The sequence below is a fragment of the Euzebyella marina genome (genome assembly GCF_014855515.1).
Lineage (GTDB): Bacteria > Bacteroidota > Bacteroidia > Flavobacteriales > Flavobacteriaceae > Euzebyella > Euzebyella marina.
In genome coordinates, this window is the sequence record NZ_JACYFK010000002.1 from 827,850 (window position 1) to 845,654 (window position 17,805).

At 39.8% G+C, this 17,805-nt stretch carries 18 protein-coding genes; 1 reads left to right on the plus strand and 17 read right to left on the minus strand.

Features of this window, described 5'->3' with window-relative positions:
• Position 1: 1 nt before the first annotated feature.
• The 15 genes from IL356_RS12445 to IL356_RS12515 form a co-directional block, all read right to left on the minus strand.
• On the minus strand, positions 2 to 1,276 hold the full coding sequence (locus tag IL356_RS12445) for a ribonucleotide-diphosphate reductase subunit beta (protein ID WP_121848694.1): 1,275 nt from the start codon (positions 1,274 to 1,276) through the stop codon (positions 2 to 4).
• Positions 1,277 to 1,658: 382 nt separating this feature from the next.
• Positions 1,659 to 1,997 carry a hypothetical protein gene (locus IL356_RS12450; RefSeq protein ID WP_121848693.1) on the minus strand — a complete coding sequence of 113 codons (339 nt, stop codon included), beginning with the start codon at positions 1,995 to 1,997 and terminating at the stop codon, positions 1,659 to 1,661.
• Positions 1,998 to 2,098: 101 nt separating this feature from the next.
• A complete protein-coding gene (locus tag IL356_RS12455; RefSeq protein ID WP_121848692.1) occupies positions 2,099 to 3,226 on the minus strand; it encodes an acyl-CoA dehydrogenase family protein in 1,128 nt (375 codons plus the stop codon).
• Positions 3,227 to 3,323: 97 nt separating this feature from the next.
• On the minus strand, positions 3,324 to 4,193 hold the full coding sequence (locus IL356_RS20305; protein ID WP_121848691.1) for a helix-turn-helix domain-containing protein: 870 nt from the start codon (positions 4,191 to 4,193) through the stop codon (positions 3,324 to 3,326).
• Between the two features lie 203 nt (positions 4,194 to 4,396).
• Complete coding sequence (locus tag IL356_RS12465) at positions 4,397 to 5,137, minus strand: DJ-1/PfpI family protein (RefSeq protein ID WP_121848690.1); 741 nt, start codon at positions 5,135 to 5,137, stop codon at positions 4,397 to 4,399.
• A 1-nt stretch (position 5,138) separates the two neighbouring features.
• Positions 5,139 to 5,579 (minus strand): carboxymuconolactone decarboxylase family protein, encoded by a 441-nt coding sequence (locus IL356_RS12470; protein ID WP_121848689.1) that lies wholly within the window; start codon positions 5,577 to 5,579, stop codon positions 5,139 to 5,141.
• A gap of 60 nt (positions 5,580 to 5,639) precedes the next feature.
• The gene (locus IL356_RS12475) at positions 5,640 to 6,212 is read right to left on the minus strand and encodes a Crp/Fnr family transcriptional regulator (RefSeq protein ID WP_121848688.1); all 573 of its coding nucleotides are present in this window, start codon (positions 6,210 to 6,212) and stop codon (positions 5,640 to 5,642) included.
• A gap of 75 nt (positions 6,213 to 6,287) precedes the next feature.
• Positions 6,288 to 7,481 carry an efflux RND transporter periplasmic adaptor subunit gene (locus IL356_RS12480; RefSeq protein ID WP_121848687.1) on the minus strand — a complete coding sequence of 398 codons (1,194 nt, stop codon included), beginning with the start codon at positions 7,479 to 7,481 and terminating at the stop codon, positions 6,288 to 6,290.
• Between the two features lie 29 nt (positions 7,482 to 7,510).
• Positions 7,511 to 11,854 (minus strand): CusA/CzcA family heavy metal efflux RND transporter, encoded by a 4,344-nt coding sequence (locus IL356_RS12485; protein WP_121848686.1) that lies wholly within the window; start codon positions 11,852 to 11,854, stop codon positions 7,511 to 7,513.
• A gap of 100 nt (positions 11,855 to 11,954) precedes the next feature.
• Positions 11,955 to 12,263, minus strand: a complete 309-nt coding sequence (locus IL356_RS12490; RefSeq protein WP_121848685.1) for a DUF6660 family protein — start codon at positions 12,261 to 12,263, stop codon at positions 11,955 to 11,957.
• 60 nt (positions 12,264 to 12,323) lie between these two features.
• Positions 12,324 to 12,836, minus strand: a complete 513-nt coding sequence (locus tag IL356_RS12495) for a molybdopterin-binding protein (RefSeq protein ID WP_121848684.1) — start codon at positions 12,834 to 12,836, stop codon at positions 12,324 to 12,326.
• 24 nt (positions 12,837 to 12,860) lie between these two features.
• Positions 12,861 to 13,745 carry a cation diffusion facilitator family transporter gene (locus IL356_RS12500; RefSeq protein ID WP_121848683.1) on the minus strand — a complete coding sequence of 295 codons (885 nt, stop codon included), beginning with the start codon at positions 13,743 to 13,745 and terminating at the stop codon, positions 12,861 to 12,863.
• 139 nt (positions 13,746 to 13,884) lie between these two features.
• On the minus strand, positions 13,885 to 14,307 hold the full coding sequence (locus tag IL356_RS12505; protein ID WP_162987878.1) for a VOC family protein: 423 nt from the start codon (positions 14,305 to 14,307) through the stop codon (positions 13,885 to 13,887).
• A 114-nt stretch (positions 14,308 to 14,421) separates the two neighbouring features.
• The gene (locus IL356_RS12510; RefSeq protein WP_121848681.1) at positions 14,422 to 14,799 is read right to left on the minus strand and encodes a DoxX family protein; all 378 of its coding nucleotides are present in this window, start codon (positions 14,797 to 14,799) and stop codon (positions 14,422 to 14,424) included.
• Between the two features lie 11 nt (positions 14,800 to 14,810).
• Positions 14,811 to 15,227, minus strand: coding sequence for an SRPBCC family protein (locus IL356_RS12515; protein ID WP_121848680.1), 417 nt, complete (start codon positions 15,225 to 15,227; stop codon positions 14,811 to 14,813).
• Positions 15,228 to 15,344: 117 nt separating this feature from the next.
• On the opposite strand from IL356_RS12515, the gene IL356_RS12520 reads away from it, so the two are divergent.
• Positions 15,345 to 16,322 carry a GlxA family transcriptional regulator gene (locus IL356_RS12520; RefSeq protein WP_121848679.1) on the plus strand — a complete coding sequence of 326 codons (978 nt, stop codon included), beginning with the start codon at positions 15,345 to 15,347 and terminating at the stop codon, positions 16,320 to 16,322.
• 19 nt (positions 16,323 to 16,341) lie between these two features.
• Here IL356_RS12520 and IL356_RS12525 read toward each other — a convergent pair whose 3' ends face one another.
• Both IL356_RS12525 and IL356_RS12530 read right to left on the minus strand, forming a co-directional pair.
• Entirely contained in the window at positions 16,342 to 16,698 is a 357-nt protein-coding gene (locus IL356_RS12525; protein WP_121848678.1) for a DUF6686 family protein, read from the minus strand.
• Between the two features lie 22 nt (positions 16,699 to 16,720).
• Positions 16,721 to 17,728: a helix-turn-helix domain-containing protein gene (locus IL356_RS12530; RefSeq protein WP_121848677.1), complete on the minus strand. Its 1,008-nt coding sequence runs from the start codon at positions 17,726 to 17,728 to the stop codon at positions 16,721 to 16,723.
• Positions 17,729 to 17,805 lie beyond the last annotated feature (77 nt).

Sequence of the window (17,805 nt, forward strand, 5' to 3'; positions counted from 1 at the left end):
TTTAAAATAGGTCGTCGCTGGTTATACTTTGAGTTCTTTTGCTATAGTTGATGGAACGCTTCACGAAGAAATCGCCATGTTTAGTACCGATAATCTCATCATCGAACCATTCTGTTTGAGCCAACAGTTTTTGGTCGATATCGAATATTTTACCGATACCGATACTTTCAAGTGAGTTGTTAAAGCGGTTCTTTATAAATTCATTGATAACGTTCTTTGGCAAGAAGTCAAGCTCACCTGCTTCAAAAATCCAATTGACAACCCTACTTTCCGCCAAGAATGCTTCTTCACAAACCTCTTGAATCATGTTCGAATAGTCTTGATCGAACCACTCAGGATTTTCACTCTTGATGATGTTGATCAAATCGATACCAAAATCACCATGAATCTGCTCTTCTTTTGAAGTTGCCTCTACCACATTAGAGATACCTTTCAATACGTTCTTATGTTTATTGAACGCCATGATGATTAAAAACTGAGAGAAAAGGGAAACATGCTCTATAAAGAGAGAGAACAACAAAATAGATTCGGCGTACTCTTTTTTATCTTCACTTTTGGCGTTTTTGAGGGCAGTTTCTAAATAATGTACCCGTTTCATGATTACGGGCTTTTTCTTTAAATCTTCAAACTCGCTGTTAAGACCTAAAATCTCCAACAGATGCGAATATGCATCATGGTGCCTTACCTCACTTTCGGCAAAAGTAGCCCCCACAGAACCGATTTCAGGTTTGGGCAAACGCTGATAGATATCACCCCAAAATGTCTTGACCGCTACCTCGATTTGAGAGATGGCCAACATCGTATTCTTGATCGCGTTTCGTTCTATTTCGTTCAGCCCTGATTTAAAATCCTGTATATCGCTGGTGAAATTGAACTCGGTATGAATCCAATAAGAATGTCTGATGGCTGCCACATATTCGTACAATTGTGGATACTCATAGGGTTTCAAATTGACCCTCTTCTCAAAAACATCCGTTTTGCGAACTTGTGCCCTTTTATTTCGGTAAATGATGTAAGCTTTCGCAACGTCATGAAACTCACTTTCCATGAGTTTGTTTTCGACGACATCTTGCACCTCTTCTACGGTCGGAAGATAGTTTTCATCTTTCGTTTTTCGCTCTAAAAGCGTACCGTAAACACGTTGCGCAATGGCTTCGGCGTCGTTTACATGGCCATGATCCACAGCGGTCATCGCCTTCGCTACAGCATTCGTAATCTTGTGTAATTCAAATAGTTGAGACGTAAAATCTCTCTTAATTATACGTTCAATTTTCATGAGGAAATTTGTTTGGAAGAATTCTAAATAGCTCGTAGTGTAAAATTCATATTTTATTTACTTTGATTTAAAGTTGACCGATTCAGTTTTTCAACATTGTTATCAACAGGCCACTTTTGAGCAGAAATTTTCGCTTCCAACAAAAGGTTTAAAGGGCAATTTTCATAGTATTAGAGGGACTTTTATAATGAAGATAAAATCAACGAAATTGTGCCAAATGATAATCCTAAATCTTAAAATTTTGGAGAGATGTAATAAAAAATAGAAGGGAAAAGAGCCTTCGAACGGCTTAGAAGAAAATAAAATTCGTGTAGAATTATTGAATCTTACTCTCGAGAGATTATAGTCTTTTTCGCAAGGCGTAATTTTGAAACAAAGGGGGCTATTTTTCTAAGTACCCTAATGATTCAAGTTCTTCTTTTAATTTATGGTAGGTATCGATTTTTCCCTTTAGAACTTCTTCTTGAGATTGTTTGTTTGACTTTTTAGGAACTGAGATTTCATCAAAATCTGCGAATTCAATTGAAAGTTCATCTCCTTCCTCTAAACCAACACCGGGCCATTCGCAGAACTCTTGAGCAGAGGTATCATAACCATTCATAATCAAATTGACCTCGTCATTTTCTTGGTTATTAGAATGTCTAAGAACTATTAGTAAGCTACCTTTTTCAATTGCGGCGACTATGGTTTTCTGCTTCCATTTGACTTCAAACCCCTTCATGAGCTATTCTTTTTTTCAATAATAACTCTTTTTTAAAGAATTAAGTAAAAGCATACCCATAAAAAACTATTGCAATAAAAAATTGATTATCAGTTAGTAAACTATTCGTTCTTCAATAATCGCTTTCCGGTAAATTCATATTGTTGCCATGTGGGCAAGGGGTGAAATTCAGAGGCCTGAACATCCCTAAACAATCTTTCCAACTCATTTGTTTTAAAGAAACTTTGTCCGCCGACAATTTCCATGGCCATAGAAACGACCTCTTTCGTTTCCTTCGATATGTTGGTTTTGAAAGAGAGCGCTTGAACCGTAGTTTGTTCGCTAGGCTTAAAATCTAAATCGTTGGCTAAGGCAATAAGTGCCTTCCATTGCGTTTTGGCGCTCAGCAAAGCATTGTTCATTTTGCCAATCATAGCAAGCAGTGTCTCTTTCCCCTTTCCTTTATTTTTTGTGAAGCTAAGTGCCAATCGCATTGCTTTTTCGGCAATACCCACATACGTTGACATGATCAGCGGCAATGCAACGGTAAGAACCACATCCCAAATCATATGAAATTCATCTTTGGGGCGGGCCAAACTGATTGACGATTCCGGTATAAAAACGTCGTTAAATTCAATTGTATGAGAACCTGATGCCCTCATACCCATCACATTCCAATTCTCGATAATATGAATGCCTTCGTTTTTCATTGGAACGGAAAAATGAAGTACATCCCACAATTTATCCGCCTTTTTAAATTGGGCGCTGGTCACAATCACATTACCAGCTACCGACTGACTGGCAAAATGTTTTTTACCATTAAATAAATAACCTCCTTCTGTCTTGGTCAAAATTCCGCTAGAACCTAGCCAATCTCCCGCTCCGGTACTTATTAGAATCAATTCGTTGTTCGCTACTTTGCTCAACATTTCGGCACCCAAACCTTTGTGCTTGAATTTCCATTGGGCAGCAGCAATTAAATGTTGGTGCATAGAAAAGGCCAAGGCCGTTGAACCGCATGACTGGGCAATTTTATTGATCATTTGGCACATGGCCGAGTGAGATACTCCACCACCGCCCAAATCTTCAGGTATGCAGGCAGAGAAAAATCGATGCTTTTTTAAATCATCATAATTCTCATGAACAAAAGAGCCCTCTTGATCGAACAATTTACTTCTTTCTTCAAAGGCAGATTGTAATTCTGTTAAAACCCTAGAATCAAATTTTCTGTCAATTGCCATATTTTCCATATCACTTTGGTTTTTAGTTGAATGCCCTACGAATTTAAGGGTTGAATTTTTACCAAACTTTGCCCAAAAGTTTAAAAACCTTGCTTAAAAGTTCAATTTAACCCTGAATAGGCACTTTTCGATAGGTACTGGGGGAAGATTTATATTTCGTTTTAAATACCCGGCTAAAATGGGAAACATCGGCAAACCCGCTCTCAAAGGCAATCTCGGTAATTGTATGGTCTGAATTGATCAATAGGTTCGCGGCATAGCCCAAACGCTTGTCCAGAAGCCATTTGCCCGGAGTCGTCTGATAGTGACTAAAGAAATCTCTTTTGAAGGTTGAAATGCTTCTATGGCATAATTTAGCGTATTCTTCAATACTCAAGTTGTAGCAGAAATTGGTTTCCATTATCTGCTGTAAAGAGGTCTTATGGCTGTTTTTCAACTCGTTTAAATAGGCCATCAAACCGAAGTCGGTTTTCTCCAAAACCAAATTCAGAAGCAATTCTTTCAATTTTAGTTTGATAATGGAGTCGGCCGGTTGCATTTCACTTCTGAAATAGTGTAGCATCGAAGTGAAAAAGCCTTCTAAAAACTCTTGTTTTTCTAATTTGACCGCACTGAAATTCTGTACGGTCGTATCGTTTTGGGCGGTGATGGGCACCGTATAACCTTGTAACGATTCACGTATCAACTCGTCAGGAAGAAAAAAACCGAGCATACAAAAATCTTCGTCAAAACTTTGGGTAATAATTGCTGCCCCTTTTCTAACATAAAGGGTTTGACCTTCTGTGACTTCCCATTCTCCATTAATGGTGGTCCATGTTTTTTTGCCACTCAAAACATGAACTATGTAGTCGTACTTGGCGAACAAGCCCAATCTTTCATCTTCCAATGGGCAGGTATATTCTACACAAACAAGGCCATCGATGATGAACTTATTGAAGTGGAGGCTATTTTTTATTACTTCATAAAGATTGCGCACAGAACCAAATCAAAATAATTAATCACTAATTTTTCAAACACTTAAGTTAATGATTTTACCTGATTTAGATGGTTGATGCTTCCCGGTGTTGCATATGGTGACAGGTAATCAACGCCCGTAATCAATCACTGATTGATCTTAAGGATTGTTTAATAGGAAAAAAGGACATGAATTTTAAACAAAAACATGCCCCTTTCATAATTTTATTTGTCCTTCCAATTCTTTAACCTATCGAGATATAGATAGCTTTCAACAAACTTTCTATGGGAAGTATCGGTCATTCGCTCGAGCAGTTCAAGCGCGGAAATATAACTGGCCAAATTGCCATTCGAAGAACTGAATTTTCCGTCTCTCACAAACGTTACCAAACTATCGTCTTGCACCAAAAGTTCTGGATAATCTTCTTGAAGTTGTTTTCCTCCTCCAATCCATGTAACAATTTCATGGCCATCGGCGATACCGGATTTTCCGATCAATTGCGCACCCCCGCAGTTGCTTACTACATATTGGGCCTCTTTGTTCTTCTCGCGAATGAAATCTACAATGGCCGTGTTATGAATTTGCGAATACATATCATAGGCGCTTGGCACGAACAACGCTTTAAGTTTCGGGCAATTATCAAAAGTATAATCAGGAACGATTTTAATGCCCTCTTCAGTTACGATCGGTAAATCGGTTTCGGCAATGGTAATTACATTAAAAAGCTGCTCACCGCTCTCGGTAGGCTTGGCAAAAACATCGGAAGTCGCAATTACCTCGCTTTGCAATACGCCATTGTACATTAACAGGCCGATGGTAGGCAATTCCTTTTTAAAAGGTTTTAAATGAGTGGTAAGAGTATCTTTTTTCTGTTCAGTGACCTCGATTTTTGAAATGTCATCTTTTTCATTTTTACAGGCCAAAAAAGAGATAAAAAGAACAAACGCAACAGTAAAATATTTCATGCTAATCCATTAAAGGTTTGTGCGTGCTAATCGCCAGTCGGTTCCATGCATTGATGACGGTAGCAGCCATTATTATTTGGGCTAAATAGGTTTCAGAAAAAACTTCAAGGGCCATTTTGTATGTCTCATCGGTCAGTCCCTTTTCATGAATCAAGGTCAGTTCTTCGGTTATTGCCAAAATGGTTTGTTCTTCTTTGGTAAAAAGATCGGACTCCCTCCACGCATCCAACAAAAAAATTCTCTTTTGAGATTCTCCGTTTTTAAGGGCATCCTTCGTATGCATATCAATACAGAAAGCACATTTGTTGATTTGCGAAGCCCTTATCTTGATGAGCTCTTTATGAGACTTGGTCAGTTCACTCTGGCTTAAATAGCCTTCAAGCCCAAACATAGCCTTGTATGCCTGTGGCTGTAATTGTTCGATTTGAATACGGTGTTCCATGGTCTTGAATTTTATTGGAACAAAGTTACCTCGTAACGGAACGATTTTTCTTGAACTGGTTCAAGATACATCCTTCCTTCGCAATTTACTGACATATTCCGGGGAGAGACCTAAATAAGTGGCTACCAAATATTGCGGCACATTGTTTACAAATTCAGGAAAGGCATCCCTAAACTTAAAATAGATTTCTTCTTTGGTATAGGTAAAAATATACTTCATTCGCATAATGGCCGCTCCGTAGGCTATTGCATAGATGTTTCTGAAATAAACTTCCATTTGCGGAAACCTTTGCAACAAGTCGGCCTGTTTTTCATTTGATATAATTAAAACCTCCGATGCCTCTACCGCCTGAATATAGAATTCTGAGGCCGTTCTGTTTCGAAAGGCCTGATGGTCGGTGAGCCACCAATTATCTATGGCGAACTGCAAAGTCTGTTGGCTACCGCGTTCATTGATCAAATACATGTGAAGACAACCTTTGACCACGAAAAAATGCCCGAGATTATTACTGCCAGCTTCGTAGAGCGTTTCCTTTTTAGAAACCCTTTTATATTCAAAATAGTCTCTAACCAACTCGAACTGCTCGTTGTTTAAATCGCAAAACCCTAAAATATGTTTATGTAATTCATTCATCGCATTGGCCCAGTATGGTCACAAAATTAAGGCATGGAGGCTTTAATAAAAACAAAATTTGATACGCTTAGATGACTAATGACTATGCTCTGCTTCCCCTTTTTTCATTTCGGCCATCAGGTAATATGCGTTGTTAAAGGCAAAAAGTGTTTGTTCCGGCAAATCATCCATAAACTTAACAGCTACCCAATCTTCATCTGTTTCCCCTTTTATGACCTCCACCGGTATAAATTTCCAATTGTCATTAGTCCTTTCCGCTCTGAAAACGACCGTTCTGCCACCATCTACCGCAAGGGCACTTTCCGGTAAAGCCAAAGTATGTTGTTCTTCGGTCAGAATTTTACCCTCGATATACATTCCAGGAATCAGGTTTCCCTCTTTATTCTCTATTTCGGCATGCACATGAAGTGCCTTGGGGTTTACTTCAAAGGTCTTGCCGACCGAATATATTTCGGCATTGAGCTGGGTACCGGGTATGGATTGAACATTAAATTTCACTTTTTGGCCTCTTTGCACCTTACGAACATCTTTTTCAAAGACCATTAAATCGGCATGAACATGGTGGGTATTGACAATCTCAATTAGATCGCTACGGGGATCAACGTACTGCCCTGTTTTAATTTCTACTTTTTGAACCGATCCCTCAATGGGGCTTCTCAAAGCCACCCTCTGTTGAATGTTACCCTTTTTTAAAGCAGAAACATTAACGTTTAACTGCTTCAATTGTGCTTCAAGCCCCCTTGATTCTCCGGTCGAGGCATTGAGGTCGGCTTCGGCTTTTTGAAAACTCGCACCACTACCGACACCGCCTTCATAAAGCTTTTTCTGCCGCTCATATTCCTTTTGTAAGAAGAGACTATTGTTGTAAGCGTTTAGATATCTTGTCTGCTTTTCTACAATGTCAGGATGCGATAAATAGAGTAACACTTGGCCTTTTTCGACCTCGTCACCTTCAATAACCTCTATAGAAGATACATTTGCCCCTATGACCGAAGTAATTGTGGCTTCATTTTGAGGTGGTACCTCTAACTGTCCATTTGCCTCAACATAGCCGCCCATTTGACGTTCCTTCAATGTGTCTACTTTCATTTGCAAGGCGGAAAATTGTTTCTCGGTGAGGGTTACATGTTCCTCTTCGTCAGCACCATGTTTTGCCTGTGCGGTTTGGTTCGATTCATGAGCTTTGTTTTCAGAAGCGGAATCTCCACAACCGCTAACCACTATTAGTAGTGAGAGGCAAATTATTATATTCTTTGGTAAGTGTTTCATCTTAAGTATTATTAGAATTGGTAGAAATTTTATGTGGTCTTAAAATATTCCAGTTGAAAGTAGGCCTCGAAATATTTGTTTAATACATCTATGCCTTCCATCTCAATTTTTATAGCATCGCCCATTAATTGAGTGAATGCCGTATAATCGATAGCCCCTTCGGTAAAGGCCATTAATGCGCCATTTCTTTGCTCTTCGGCGAGAGGTAGCATTTCGTTTCGATAAAGGCCCCAAGCAGCGCTCCATTTCTTAAAGTATGCATTGGCCTGTGCGTAGTCGTTCAGTAATTTTCGTTGCGTTAAACTTGAATTGACCACAGCTATTTTCTGCTCGATTTTAGCGGCTTTGATCTCACTTCTTTGAACGCCCGACAAAAGTGGAAACGTTATGCCCGCTTGATAGCTGTAAAAGCCGTTTTCCCCGTTTATGCTCTGCCACCCCCCTTGAAGGTTAAAATTGGGTAATAAATTGGCTTTAGAAACTTTATAATTTGCCTCGGCCTCTTGAATCTTCTCCGTAGATAGCCTAATCGCTGGATGCTCGTTTAAATTGAATTCGTTCTCATTGCGCCTTAATGTCGATAGTTCAAAATCGTTGGAAACCGTGAAAAGAGTATCTGAAAACAGCCATAGGTTGAATCTTTGTAAAGCCATGGTATAATCGCTTTTAGCCAAGTTCATTTGATTGCTTATTTGCAAAGCTTGATTTTTGGCTGCGGAATATTGCAACTTTGATATGGCTTCTACTTCGTAATTGAGTTCAACAGCCTTCAAAAATTTTTTGTAGATGGAATCAAGTTCTTGATACAGTTCATATTTACGATTTTCTCTATATAAATCGGACCATGCCTTTTTAACCTTCATTTCTATTTCAAGTTCAGAAAGATTCACCGCAGTTTCAGCCAGAGCGATTCTTTGCTTCTGTAATCGTTTTTTACTGGCTATGCCGAATAGATCAATATTCTGCTGCCCTATTCCCAGATTGGTGTAAACTCCCTGATTACCGGAAATTTCTTCCCCTCCCGTAAACAATTGCGTTTTACCAAAATCGTAGGCGCTCCCTTTAAGACTGTTTTGCTTTTCTACTTCTAGCTTTCCTGTTTGTAAAGTAGGGTAGTTCTTCAAAGCCAACCGAGTGGCCTCACCCAAACCGATTCTAGGAAGAGAATCATTCGGGCTATTTTGACCGTACCCCCATGTCAAACAACTAAAAAGTAACAAAGAAAGCACTGTAGCTTTTGTAGGCGCCGGAACTATTGTTCTGGATTTTTTCCGATTTTCCATCCACTGATAAAAAATTGGCAAAATGTAGAGGGTCAAAAATGTAGATGTCAACAGGCCCCCAATAACTACGGTAGCCAGAGGGCGCTGCACCTCAGCCCCAGCGGATGAGGAGATAGCCATGGGAAGAAAACCCAGAACATCGGTCAAAGCGGTAAGCATTATCGGCCTTACCCTTCGTTTAGTACCCAGTTTGATACGTTCTCTGATAGCTGTAACTCCCTCTTCTTTCAATTCGTTCAGACAACTGATCAAAACCAATCCGTTTAAAACGGCTACCCCAAACAGAACAATAAAACCTACCCCTGCAGAGATGCTAAATGGCATATCTCGCAACCATAGGGCAAAAACCCCACCTATCGTGGCCATAGGAATAGCCAGATAAATCATGATGGTCTGGGAAAGTGATTTTAAGGCGAAATATATGAGGATGAAAATCAGCACAAGGGCTATAGGCACTACCGTTTGTAATCGTGCGCTGGCCCGCTCTAAGTTTTCAAAAGCACCGCCATAACGAATATAGTACCCGGCAGGAAGTTCAAATTCAGCATCTAATTTCTTTTGAATGTCTTCAACTACCGACTTCACATCTCTGTCTCGAATATTGATGCCCACGTAAGTTCTACGGTTGGTATTATCGCGACTTATCTGCATCGGGCCAGGTTCATAACTAACATCTGCCACTTCCCTTAAAGGAATTTGAGATCCATTAGGTAGATTGATAAAAAGGCTTTGAATATCCTCGATGTTCTGTCGACTGTCCTTTTTTAATCGAACAACCAAATCAAAACGCTTCTCCCCTTCAAAAATCACTCCGGCAGTACCACCTGCAAATGCAGACTGTATGGTGGCATTCAACTGATTTATCTGTAAGCCGTACTGAGCTACCTTGTTACGATTATATGAAACCGTTATTTGGGGTAAACCTGCCGTTGCCTCTACTTTCATATCGGCCACCCCAGGAATATTCGCTATTAATGCACCTAGCTCTTTGGCCTTGTCGGCCAAGACCGACAAGTCTTCTCCAAAAATCTTGATAGCGACATCTTCACGAACACCGGTCAACAATTCGTTAAACCGCATTTCTATCGGTTGGGTAAACTCGAAATTTACCCCTGGCACCACGCTGACCGCTTCTTTCATTTTAGACACCAACTCCTCCTTAGTTTTGGCAGACGACCATTCTTCCACAGGTTTCAGAATGGCAAAAACATCCGCAATATCCATAGGCATGGGGTCTGTAGGAACATCGGCCACACCGATTCTACTGATGATGTTTTCGACCTCTGGAAACTCGGCCTTTATAATCCGCTCTATTTTAGTGGTCGTCTCAATGGTTTCAGATAGAGAACTGCCCGGGTTTAATATGGCGTGAAAAGCAATATCACCTTCATCAAGTTGCGGAATGAATTCACCCCCCATTCTAGCAAAAAGTATGACTGCGATAAGTAAAAGGCCGAGCGAAGAAATCATAAAAACCTTACCCTTCGAAAGAACCTTGCCCAGCATTGTATCATATTTGTCTTCGACATAGCGAACAAAACGGTCTCCAAAACTTAATCGAGTCGAAATCTTGCGCTTTAAGAACCAAGCGGACATCATGGGAACATAGGTCAAACAAAGGAGCATGGCCCCTATCATGGCAAATATGAAGGTCAGAGCCATAGGCTGAAACATCTTACCCTCTACCCCCTCAAGAGCCAGAATCGGAAGAAAAACTATGAGTATTATCAACTGGCCAAAAAAGGCGGCATTCATCATTTTTTTAGATGCCTTCGTCGCTATCTCATCATTACTCTCGACCGGAGCTTCGTCTTTTTTGAAAAAATGTGCATGTAAAGAGAAAACAGTAGCCTCAACGATGATGACCGCTCCGTCAACAATAATTCCGAAATCAATCGCACCCAAACTCATAAGATTGGCCCATACATCAAAAACATACATGAGTATAAATGCAAAAAGTAATGACAGGGGAATGGTAGACGCCACAATTAAACCGCCCCGCCAATTACCAAGCAACAATACCAATACGAAAATGACAATGAGCCCGCCCTCAAGAAGGTTATTGCTTACCGTGCCCGTTGTTTCAGCTATCAACTCGCTTCTATCTAAAAAGGGTTTGATAACCAACCCTTCAGGAAGAGATTGTTGAATTTGGGCAATTCGTTCGTTGACCTGGTCAATGACAGAATTGGAGTTGGCACCCTTTAGCATCAATATCATACCGCCAACAGCCTCCCCTTTTCCGTCTTTGGTCAAGGCGCCATATCGTACCGTATGCCCCATGTTTACCTGGGCGACATCTTTTATCTTTATGGGAATTCCGCCATCACTCTTGACTACCACATTTTCGATGTCTTTAAGATTACGCACTAGGCCTTCACCCCTTATAAAATTGGCTTGGTGGTTTCTTTCTATATATGCGCCTCCGGTATTTTGATTGTTATTTTCAAGCGCTGTGAAAATATCGGTAATCGTTATTCCTATGGCCCTGAGTTCATCGGAGTCAACCGCCACTTCGTATTGCTTGACGGCACCACCAAAAGCATTTACCTCAATAACGCCCGGAACCATGGCCATTTGTCTTCGCACAATCCAATCTTGAACACTTCTCAGCTCAGTGGGGGTGTACTCTTTGGTAGCACCTTTCTTTTGCTCAATAGTATATTGGTAGATCTCACCCAATCCTGTAGATATGGGCCCCATAGAAGGCTCGCCAAAACCTTCAGGTATGTCACTTCGAACTTCCACCAATTTTTCCGACACCAATTGTCTTGGCAAATAGGTTCCCATTCCATCGTCAAAAACAATGGTAACCACCGAGAGACCAAACCGTGAAATCGAGCGTATTTCTTTTACGCTAGGTAAGTTGCTCATGGCAATTTCAACGGGATAGGTCACAAATTGCTCAATATCTTCAGTGGCCAGATTAGGCGCTTGGGTAATGACTTGAACTTGATTGTTGGTAATATCCGGTACCGCATCAATAGGTACCTTGGTCATACTCCATAATCCCCCTCCTATCAAGGCAAGGGTAAGTAGACCAATAATAAATTTATTATTGATTGAAAAATCAATGATCTTATTAATCATATGTAATGTTTAATTCAGTTATAAACAGTTAGAGACCTCCCAACCCAATGCGGGAAAGGAGAACCATGTATTGACAGATTAAATCTGTACAGTTACTGAATTAAACCCGGGGAGGTTGAAATAGGTAAAAAGGCAGCTCTTTGCCGAGACTATCGAAATGGGAAAAGCTTTTTTTAGGAAAGGTCTTTGGCAATGGGTCAAAACTTAGTTTGTTCAAAACTACGGTATGCGTGTGGCAACAGTGACATTGACAGAATGGGGAGCAGAGGTCACAATTATCACCATTATGATTATCTAAATCAACCATGGTAACGTTGGCCGAACCTTCAATCGAATCACCTGAATCGCTACAGGGAATAAGGTTCAACGACAAGAAATAAATCGTCAGTATGACCGCCAAATACTTCATAAGGCAAAGGTAAGGGAATTAAGTTGCAATCTGGTTGCAAATTGCGAGGATGGAAAATACCTACTCTACCCGATTGACGATTATCTGGCTCAGACCTTTGATATGCCTTCGCCCCGTTTTATAATCGGTAGTGGTGATAATCAATATGCTATGTTCCATTTCAGGCAAGCTCTTTCCATCTCGAGAAGTGACCAAATACAGGTTATCGCCCGTAGGGGAATTGAAAATCTCATTCCAAGAAAATACTACTTTATAACCGTCGATAGCAGCAAAGGTGAAATAGAATTCACTGTAAAGTTTCGGGTTGCTCTCTTTTAGTTTCATGTCTGCCAAAAGGTCTTTCACCAAAACACCTTTTAATTGACTGGCGGTTCCACGGGCTTCCCCCTTGTGATTAAGAATTTCTAATTCCTTAATATCACTCGCGTTAAAATCATCGATATCGGTCAACGAAAATGACATTGTTTGCTCTACCTCGCCCACCACACTGAAACTGGAAGTTGTTTGTGCGCTCAATTGAAATTCTATTGACAAGAGTAGAAGCAGAAAGAATATGTATTTTGATTTTCTCATTGTCTTAACCATATAAAGTTATTCTTAAATCGGAACATTGCTAGGTTCAATATGGATCATTACGTTCTCGATGTTATCCATTTCCTGCATCAAAAAATCTTTCAGCCGATGGGCTATATCGTGCCCTTCCCTAACCGAAATATCCGCATCAACAATAGCATGCAAATCGATATGATATTTCATACCTGTTTTACGAACAAAACACTTTTCGGTCGCCAAAACCCCAGGTACTTCGAGCGATTTTTGCTCGATCTCATCTATCATTTCTTCGTAGATGTGCTCATCCATAATTTCGGCAAGTGCAGGCCTAAAAATGAGATAGCTATTGTAAATTATAAAACCAGAAGCCAAAAGTGCCGCCCAGTCATCTGCTGTTTCATAACCTTTACCAAATACAAGAGCAATCGATATACCGATAAAGGCCATGATTGAGGTAATCGCATCACTCCGATGGTGCCATGCGTCGGCTTTCAGAGACGAACTATTGGTTTCCTTGCTTTTTTTAATGACCCATCGATATGATATTTCTTTCCAAAGAATGATTCCTCCCAACACAAACAACGTCCATGATTTAGGAACCTTATGAGGCGTTCGAATATTCATGATGCTCTCATAAGCTATGATAGAAGCAGAAACCACTAAAAACGCCACTACCACAAATGTGACCAAAGGCTCTATTTTGCCATGACCATAAGGGTGGTTTTTATCGGCAGGTCTTTTTGCGTATTTCAACCCCAAGAGCACCAAAAAAGAAGAAAATATATCGGTGGTAGATTCAATGGCATCGGCAATCAAAGCATAAGAATTACCGAAAAAACCCGCCAATCCCTTTATTATAGCTAAGCTTGTATTGCCTATAATGCTAAAATAAGTCGTTCGAATCGCCGCTTGTTCGTTCGTAGTTGCCAACTCAATTGAATCTTATAAATGGATAACAAAAATAAGCCAATTAGGTCTACTTCTAAGAAAGTTCGCTGACAGATTTTTCGTGGTTGATATGGTTCTTCGAACCCACCATAATAACTTCAATACGCTCAAATTTCAATTATCAAAGACTGTTTTCAGACGAGGTGGAAATGAAAAGCCAATGAACCCCGAATTTATCGGTTATACTTCCGCTAATTTGGCCCCAATGATTTTTGGTTAAAGGCCTAGAGGAAATACATTCTTGCGATAAACACCTGTAATAAAATGATAGCTCTTCTTCATTGGTGCTTTCTAAAGAAATGGAAACGGAATTGCCTTTTGACAAACCTTCATCTTCGACCAAATCGGAACCATTGATGCGAATACCCCTTCTTATTAACCTAGAAGTAACGACATATTTTTGCATATCGAACGGCAGTTCAGCAGCATGGGGCGAATCTTCAAGAGTTTGTACGCTTAAATGACCTCCTAAGCATTCGTGATAAAATCTCATGGCCTGACCACAATTACCGTTAAAGGTAAGGTGCACACAAAGTTCAGCCATAGGCCGATATTTTACATGTTGCAAAAATGATAGTCTTTCTCCAAATACCATGTCATGCTTAATCACATTTGATTGTGAAGTAAGAACTAGCTTTTAGGTAATAATTCTAGATGACTATTCGGGTATTCTAGCAGCCTTAATCTTATGGTAGTAGATATAAGAAACCATCAGAATAGCCAGAATGATTAAAGGGAAAATCGCATTCATGCTAAAACCTTCAATGGCCCAATGACTTATAGAGGCAAACAAAAAGTTAAATGTGAAACCGGCATAGGCCCATTCTTTAATTCGCCAATTAAATTTGGGAATGACCAGAATAATGGCTCCCAAAATCTTGAAAACTACCAGCGTATTGCCAAAGTAGTCAGGGTACATTAAATGACGAATACCCTCTTTTGCCATTTCAGTTTGAGAATACATGGCAGGCATAACACCTTCAAAAAGCACTATGATTATAGTGGCGACCCAAAAAATAATTCGATTGGTTTTCATTGTTCAAGTTTTTAGTTGTTTTGGTTTTCTACGTAGTCTTTAAAATTGTTGAGTATTGCTTGCCAGCCAGCTTTTTGCATCTCTTTTGAATTTTCGCTTTCCGGCTCAAAAAAGGTAGTGATTTTTGTTCGTCCGTTTTCATTCAAAAACTCGGTTTTAACCCTTCTTCCATCGGCCAAGGTGTACGAGATGAGTTTGTTTTCTTCTACTTCGTCATAAACTCCGGAAAAGTCAAAACCATAACTACCGTCTTTTGCTTCCATACGTGATAAAAACGTACCTCCAACCCTAAGATCGTTCTCAGCTTTTGAAGTATGCCAGTCTTCCGATGGTGTATTCCAAACCTGAATGTGTTGTGGGTCGTTCCAGTACGACCAAACCTTTTCAGCTTCTGCCTTTACCTCAGCCTGAATTTTTATTTTTTCCATTTTGTTTGTTATTAAAAGTCTATGATACAAAGTTGTTGAACATTGCTCACTATTGCAGGGTGACAAAACGACGTTTTTGGGGGGCAAACACGCCAATTTGTTGCTATATTTATAGTTATGAAAAATATTACCATACTCGTTCCGGAGTCTTCAGTCATAGAAGCGGTTGCAGATCCGCAATATATGTTTTCAGCGGCGAACGACTTTCTTATCGCGAATGGTAAAAGCCCCCTATTTGAAGTTAGCTTGGCCGCCCTAAATAGAGAGGTTAAGTTCAATGGTGGAATGTTTACGGTACATACCGACCGTTTGCTTCAAGAGGTGGTTGATACCGACCTCATCATTATTCCCGCCCTTTTCGGAAACATGAAACAGGCAGTCGAAAAAAATAAAGAAGCGCTGCCCTGGATAGTAAAGCATCATAAAAAAGGAGCCGAAGTCGCTTCACTCTGCGTTGGCGCCTTTCTACTTGCCTCAACGGGATTATTGAACGGAAAAAAATGCTCTACCCATTGGGCATTCTACAACGAGTTTCGAGAGACTTTTCCGGATGTCGAAATTATGGATGGAAGCATTATCACCGAAGAAAACGGATTGTATTCGAGTGGCGGGGCCAACTCGTACTGGAACCTGTTACTTTATCTTCTGGAAAAATATACCGATAGGGAAACCGCTATACTTGCCTCAAAGTACTTTGCCATTGATATTGATCGTAAAAGCCAATCGGCTTTTACCATGTTCGCCGGGCAAAAAGATCATAACGACAAAGAAATACGCCGAGTACAAGAGTTTATCGAGAAAAACTACAACGAAAGAATAACGGTCGATGACTTGGCACAAATGGTCGCTTTAAGCCGAAGAAGTTTTGAAAGGCGCTTTAAAAAAGCTACTGATAATACCGTTATCGAATATCATCAAAGAGTTAAAATTGAAGCGGCCAAGAGAAGTTTTGAAACCTCAAGACAAAATATATCAGAAGTAATGTACGATGTCGGTTATACCGATACGAAAGCGTTTAGAAATGTATTTAAAAAGATTACGGGCCTTACCCCTATCGAATACCGTAACAAATACAGCAAAGCTGAAATTAGCTAACTATTCCGTTCTTCCTGAATTAATTTTTCGCAAAATTAAAATGCGAGTTATTGAAATCTATTAAATCGATTTTTGATTTAGTATCCTTAAAAAAGACCAGAGACTTTAACTCGGCAAGTTCTTCATCGTTCACGATCAATGCAAGATTGGCCTGCTGCGTGGGAATGGGTATTTTTCTTTTTAAAACGCTATCGCATAGTTTATGGTTCCAGTATTCAGAATCTAATTCCTTCAAAAACCGACCAAAGTAATAAAGCTCTTTTCGGGTCAGTTCTAAGTAAAATTGGCCAAATGTCAAATGATAAAGCTTACACTGCTCGCAATAGACCAAAAGACCATTATTCGTTTGACTAAGTGTACAAGATTTGTGCTTCATGATTTTTTACATTTCAATTAGACTATGCCGTGGCCTTCAGCTCACTTGGGCATATACCGTACCTCTTTTTAAAGGCTGTTGAAAAATGTTGCGGATTGCGATAACCGACCTTATCTGATATCTGACTGATGGTCATACTTTTATTGACCAACAATTGCTTTGCCTTTTCCATACGTAGTTCACAGATGTAACCAAAAACAGTAGTGCCATAGATAGCCTTAAAATTTTTCTTTAATGTATACTCATTGGTGCCCACCTTGGTCGCGAGTTGCTTTAAGCTCAGAGGGTTTTTGTAATGATGGGTTACATACTCAAGGGCCAATTGCATCTTTTCCCTATCATTCGAACCACCAGAAATCCGATTGATATTACCCTTATTGAATAACTCTAATTGCGATGATAAGAGCTCGAGAACTTTGGCATGAATATGCAATTGCCTTAATTCTTCTTTCAATCCGCAATTTTGAATGTCATTGAGCAATAAATTCAGAACCGGATTAATTGTCATATTCTCCTGCGACAAATACCCCGCTCTTTTATTTTTAGCGTTTTGCCAATAGTCTATTAAAAACGAGTTCTGTGGTAATACGCTAAAGAAAAAATCTTTATCAAGATCGACCAAAATCACTTCAGATCTACCTTCACAAAGCTCGATTTGCCCATTTACTGGAGGGCGAAACATGATATTATGTTCCCCAGTCTTGAACCCGTATGTATTTCCATCTATAGCAATAATCGAATCTCCTTTTAGCTGAAAAACCATCTGAACCACTTCACCGGTATAGTTAAAATCAAGCTGCCCCCCATGTGTGGTATCGAATACCCCATAAGCCAATTTAAAGTGTTTGAAAAGTGTCTCTTTAAATAAGATGCTAAGCCCTTTTTTATCGATAACAGTTTCTATGCACTCGGTAGAACTTTGATTCAGTTTTACAGCCCGTTCTTCATCGAAAACCCGTTCACCATGACTACCAATGGTAAAAGTTGCTGATGGTATATTTCGGGGTTTTATCATTCTTTCTATGCTCATTAAGGGGGTATGCTTTGGTTTGGTTTCATGAGCGAAAATAGTTATTTAAATTTAATCTAAATAAAATATATCGGGTT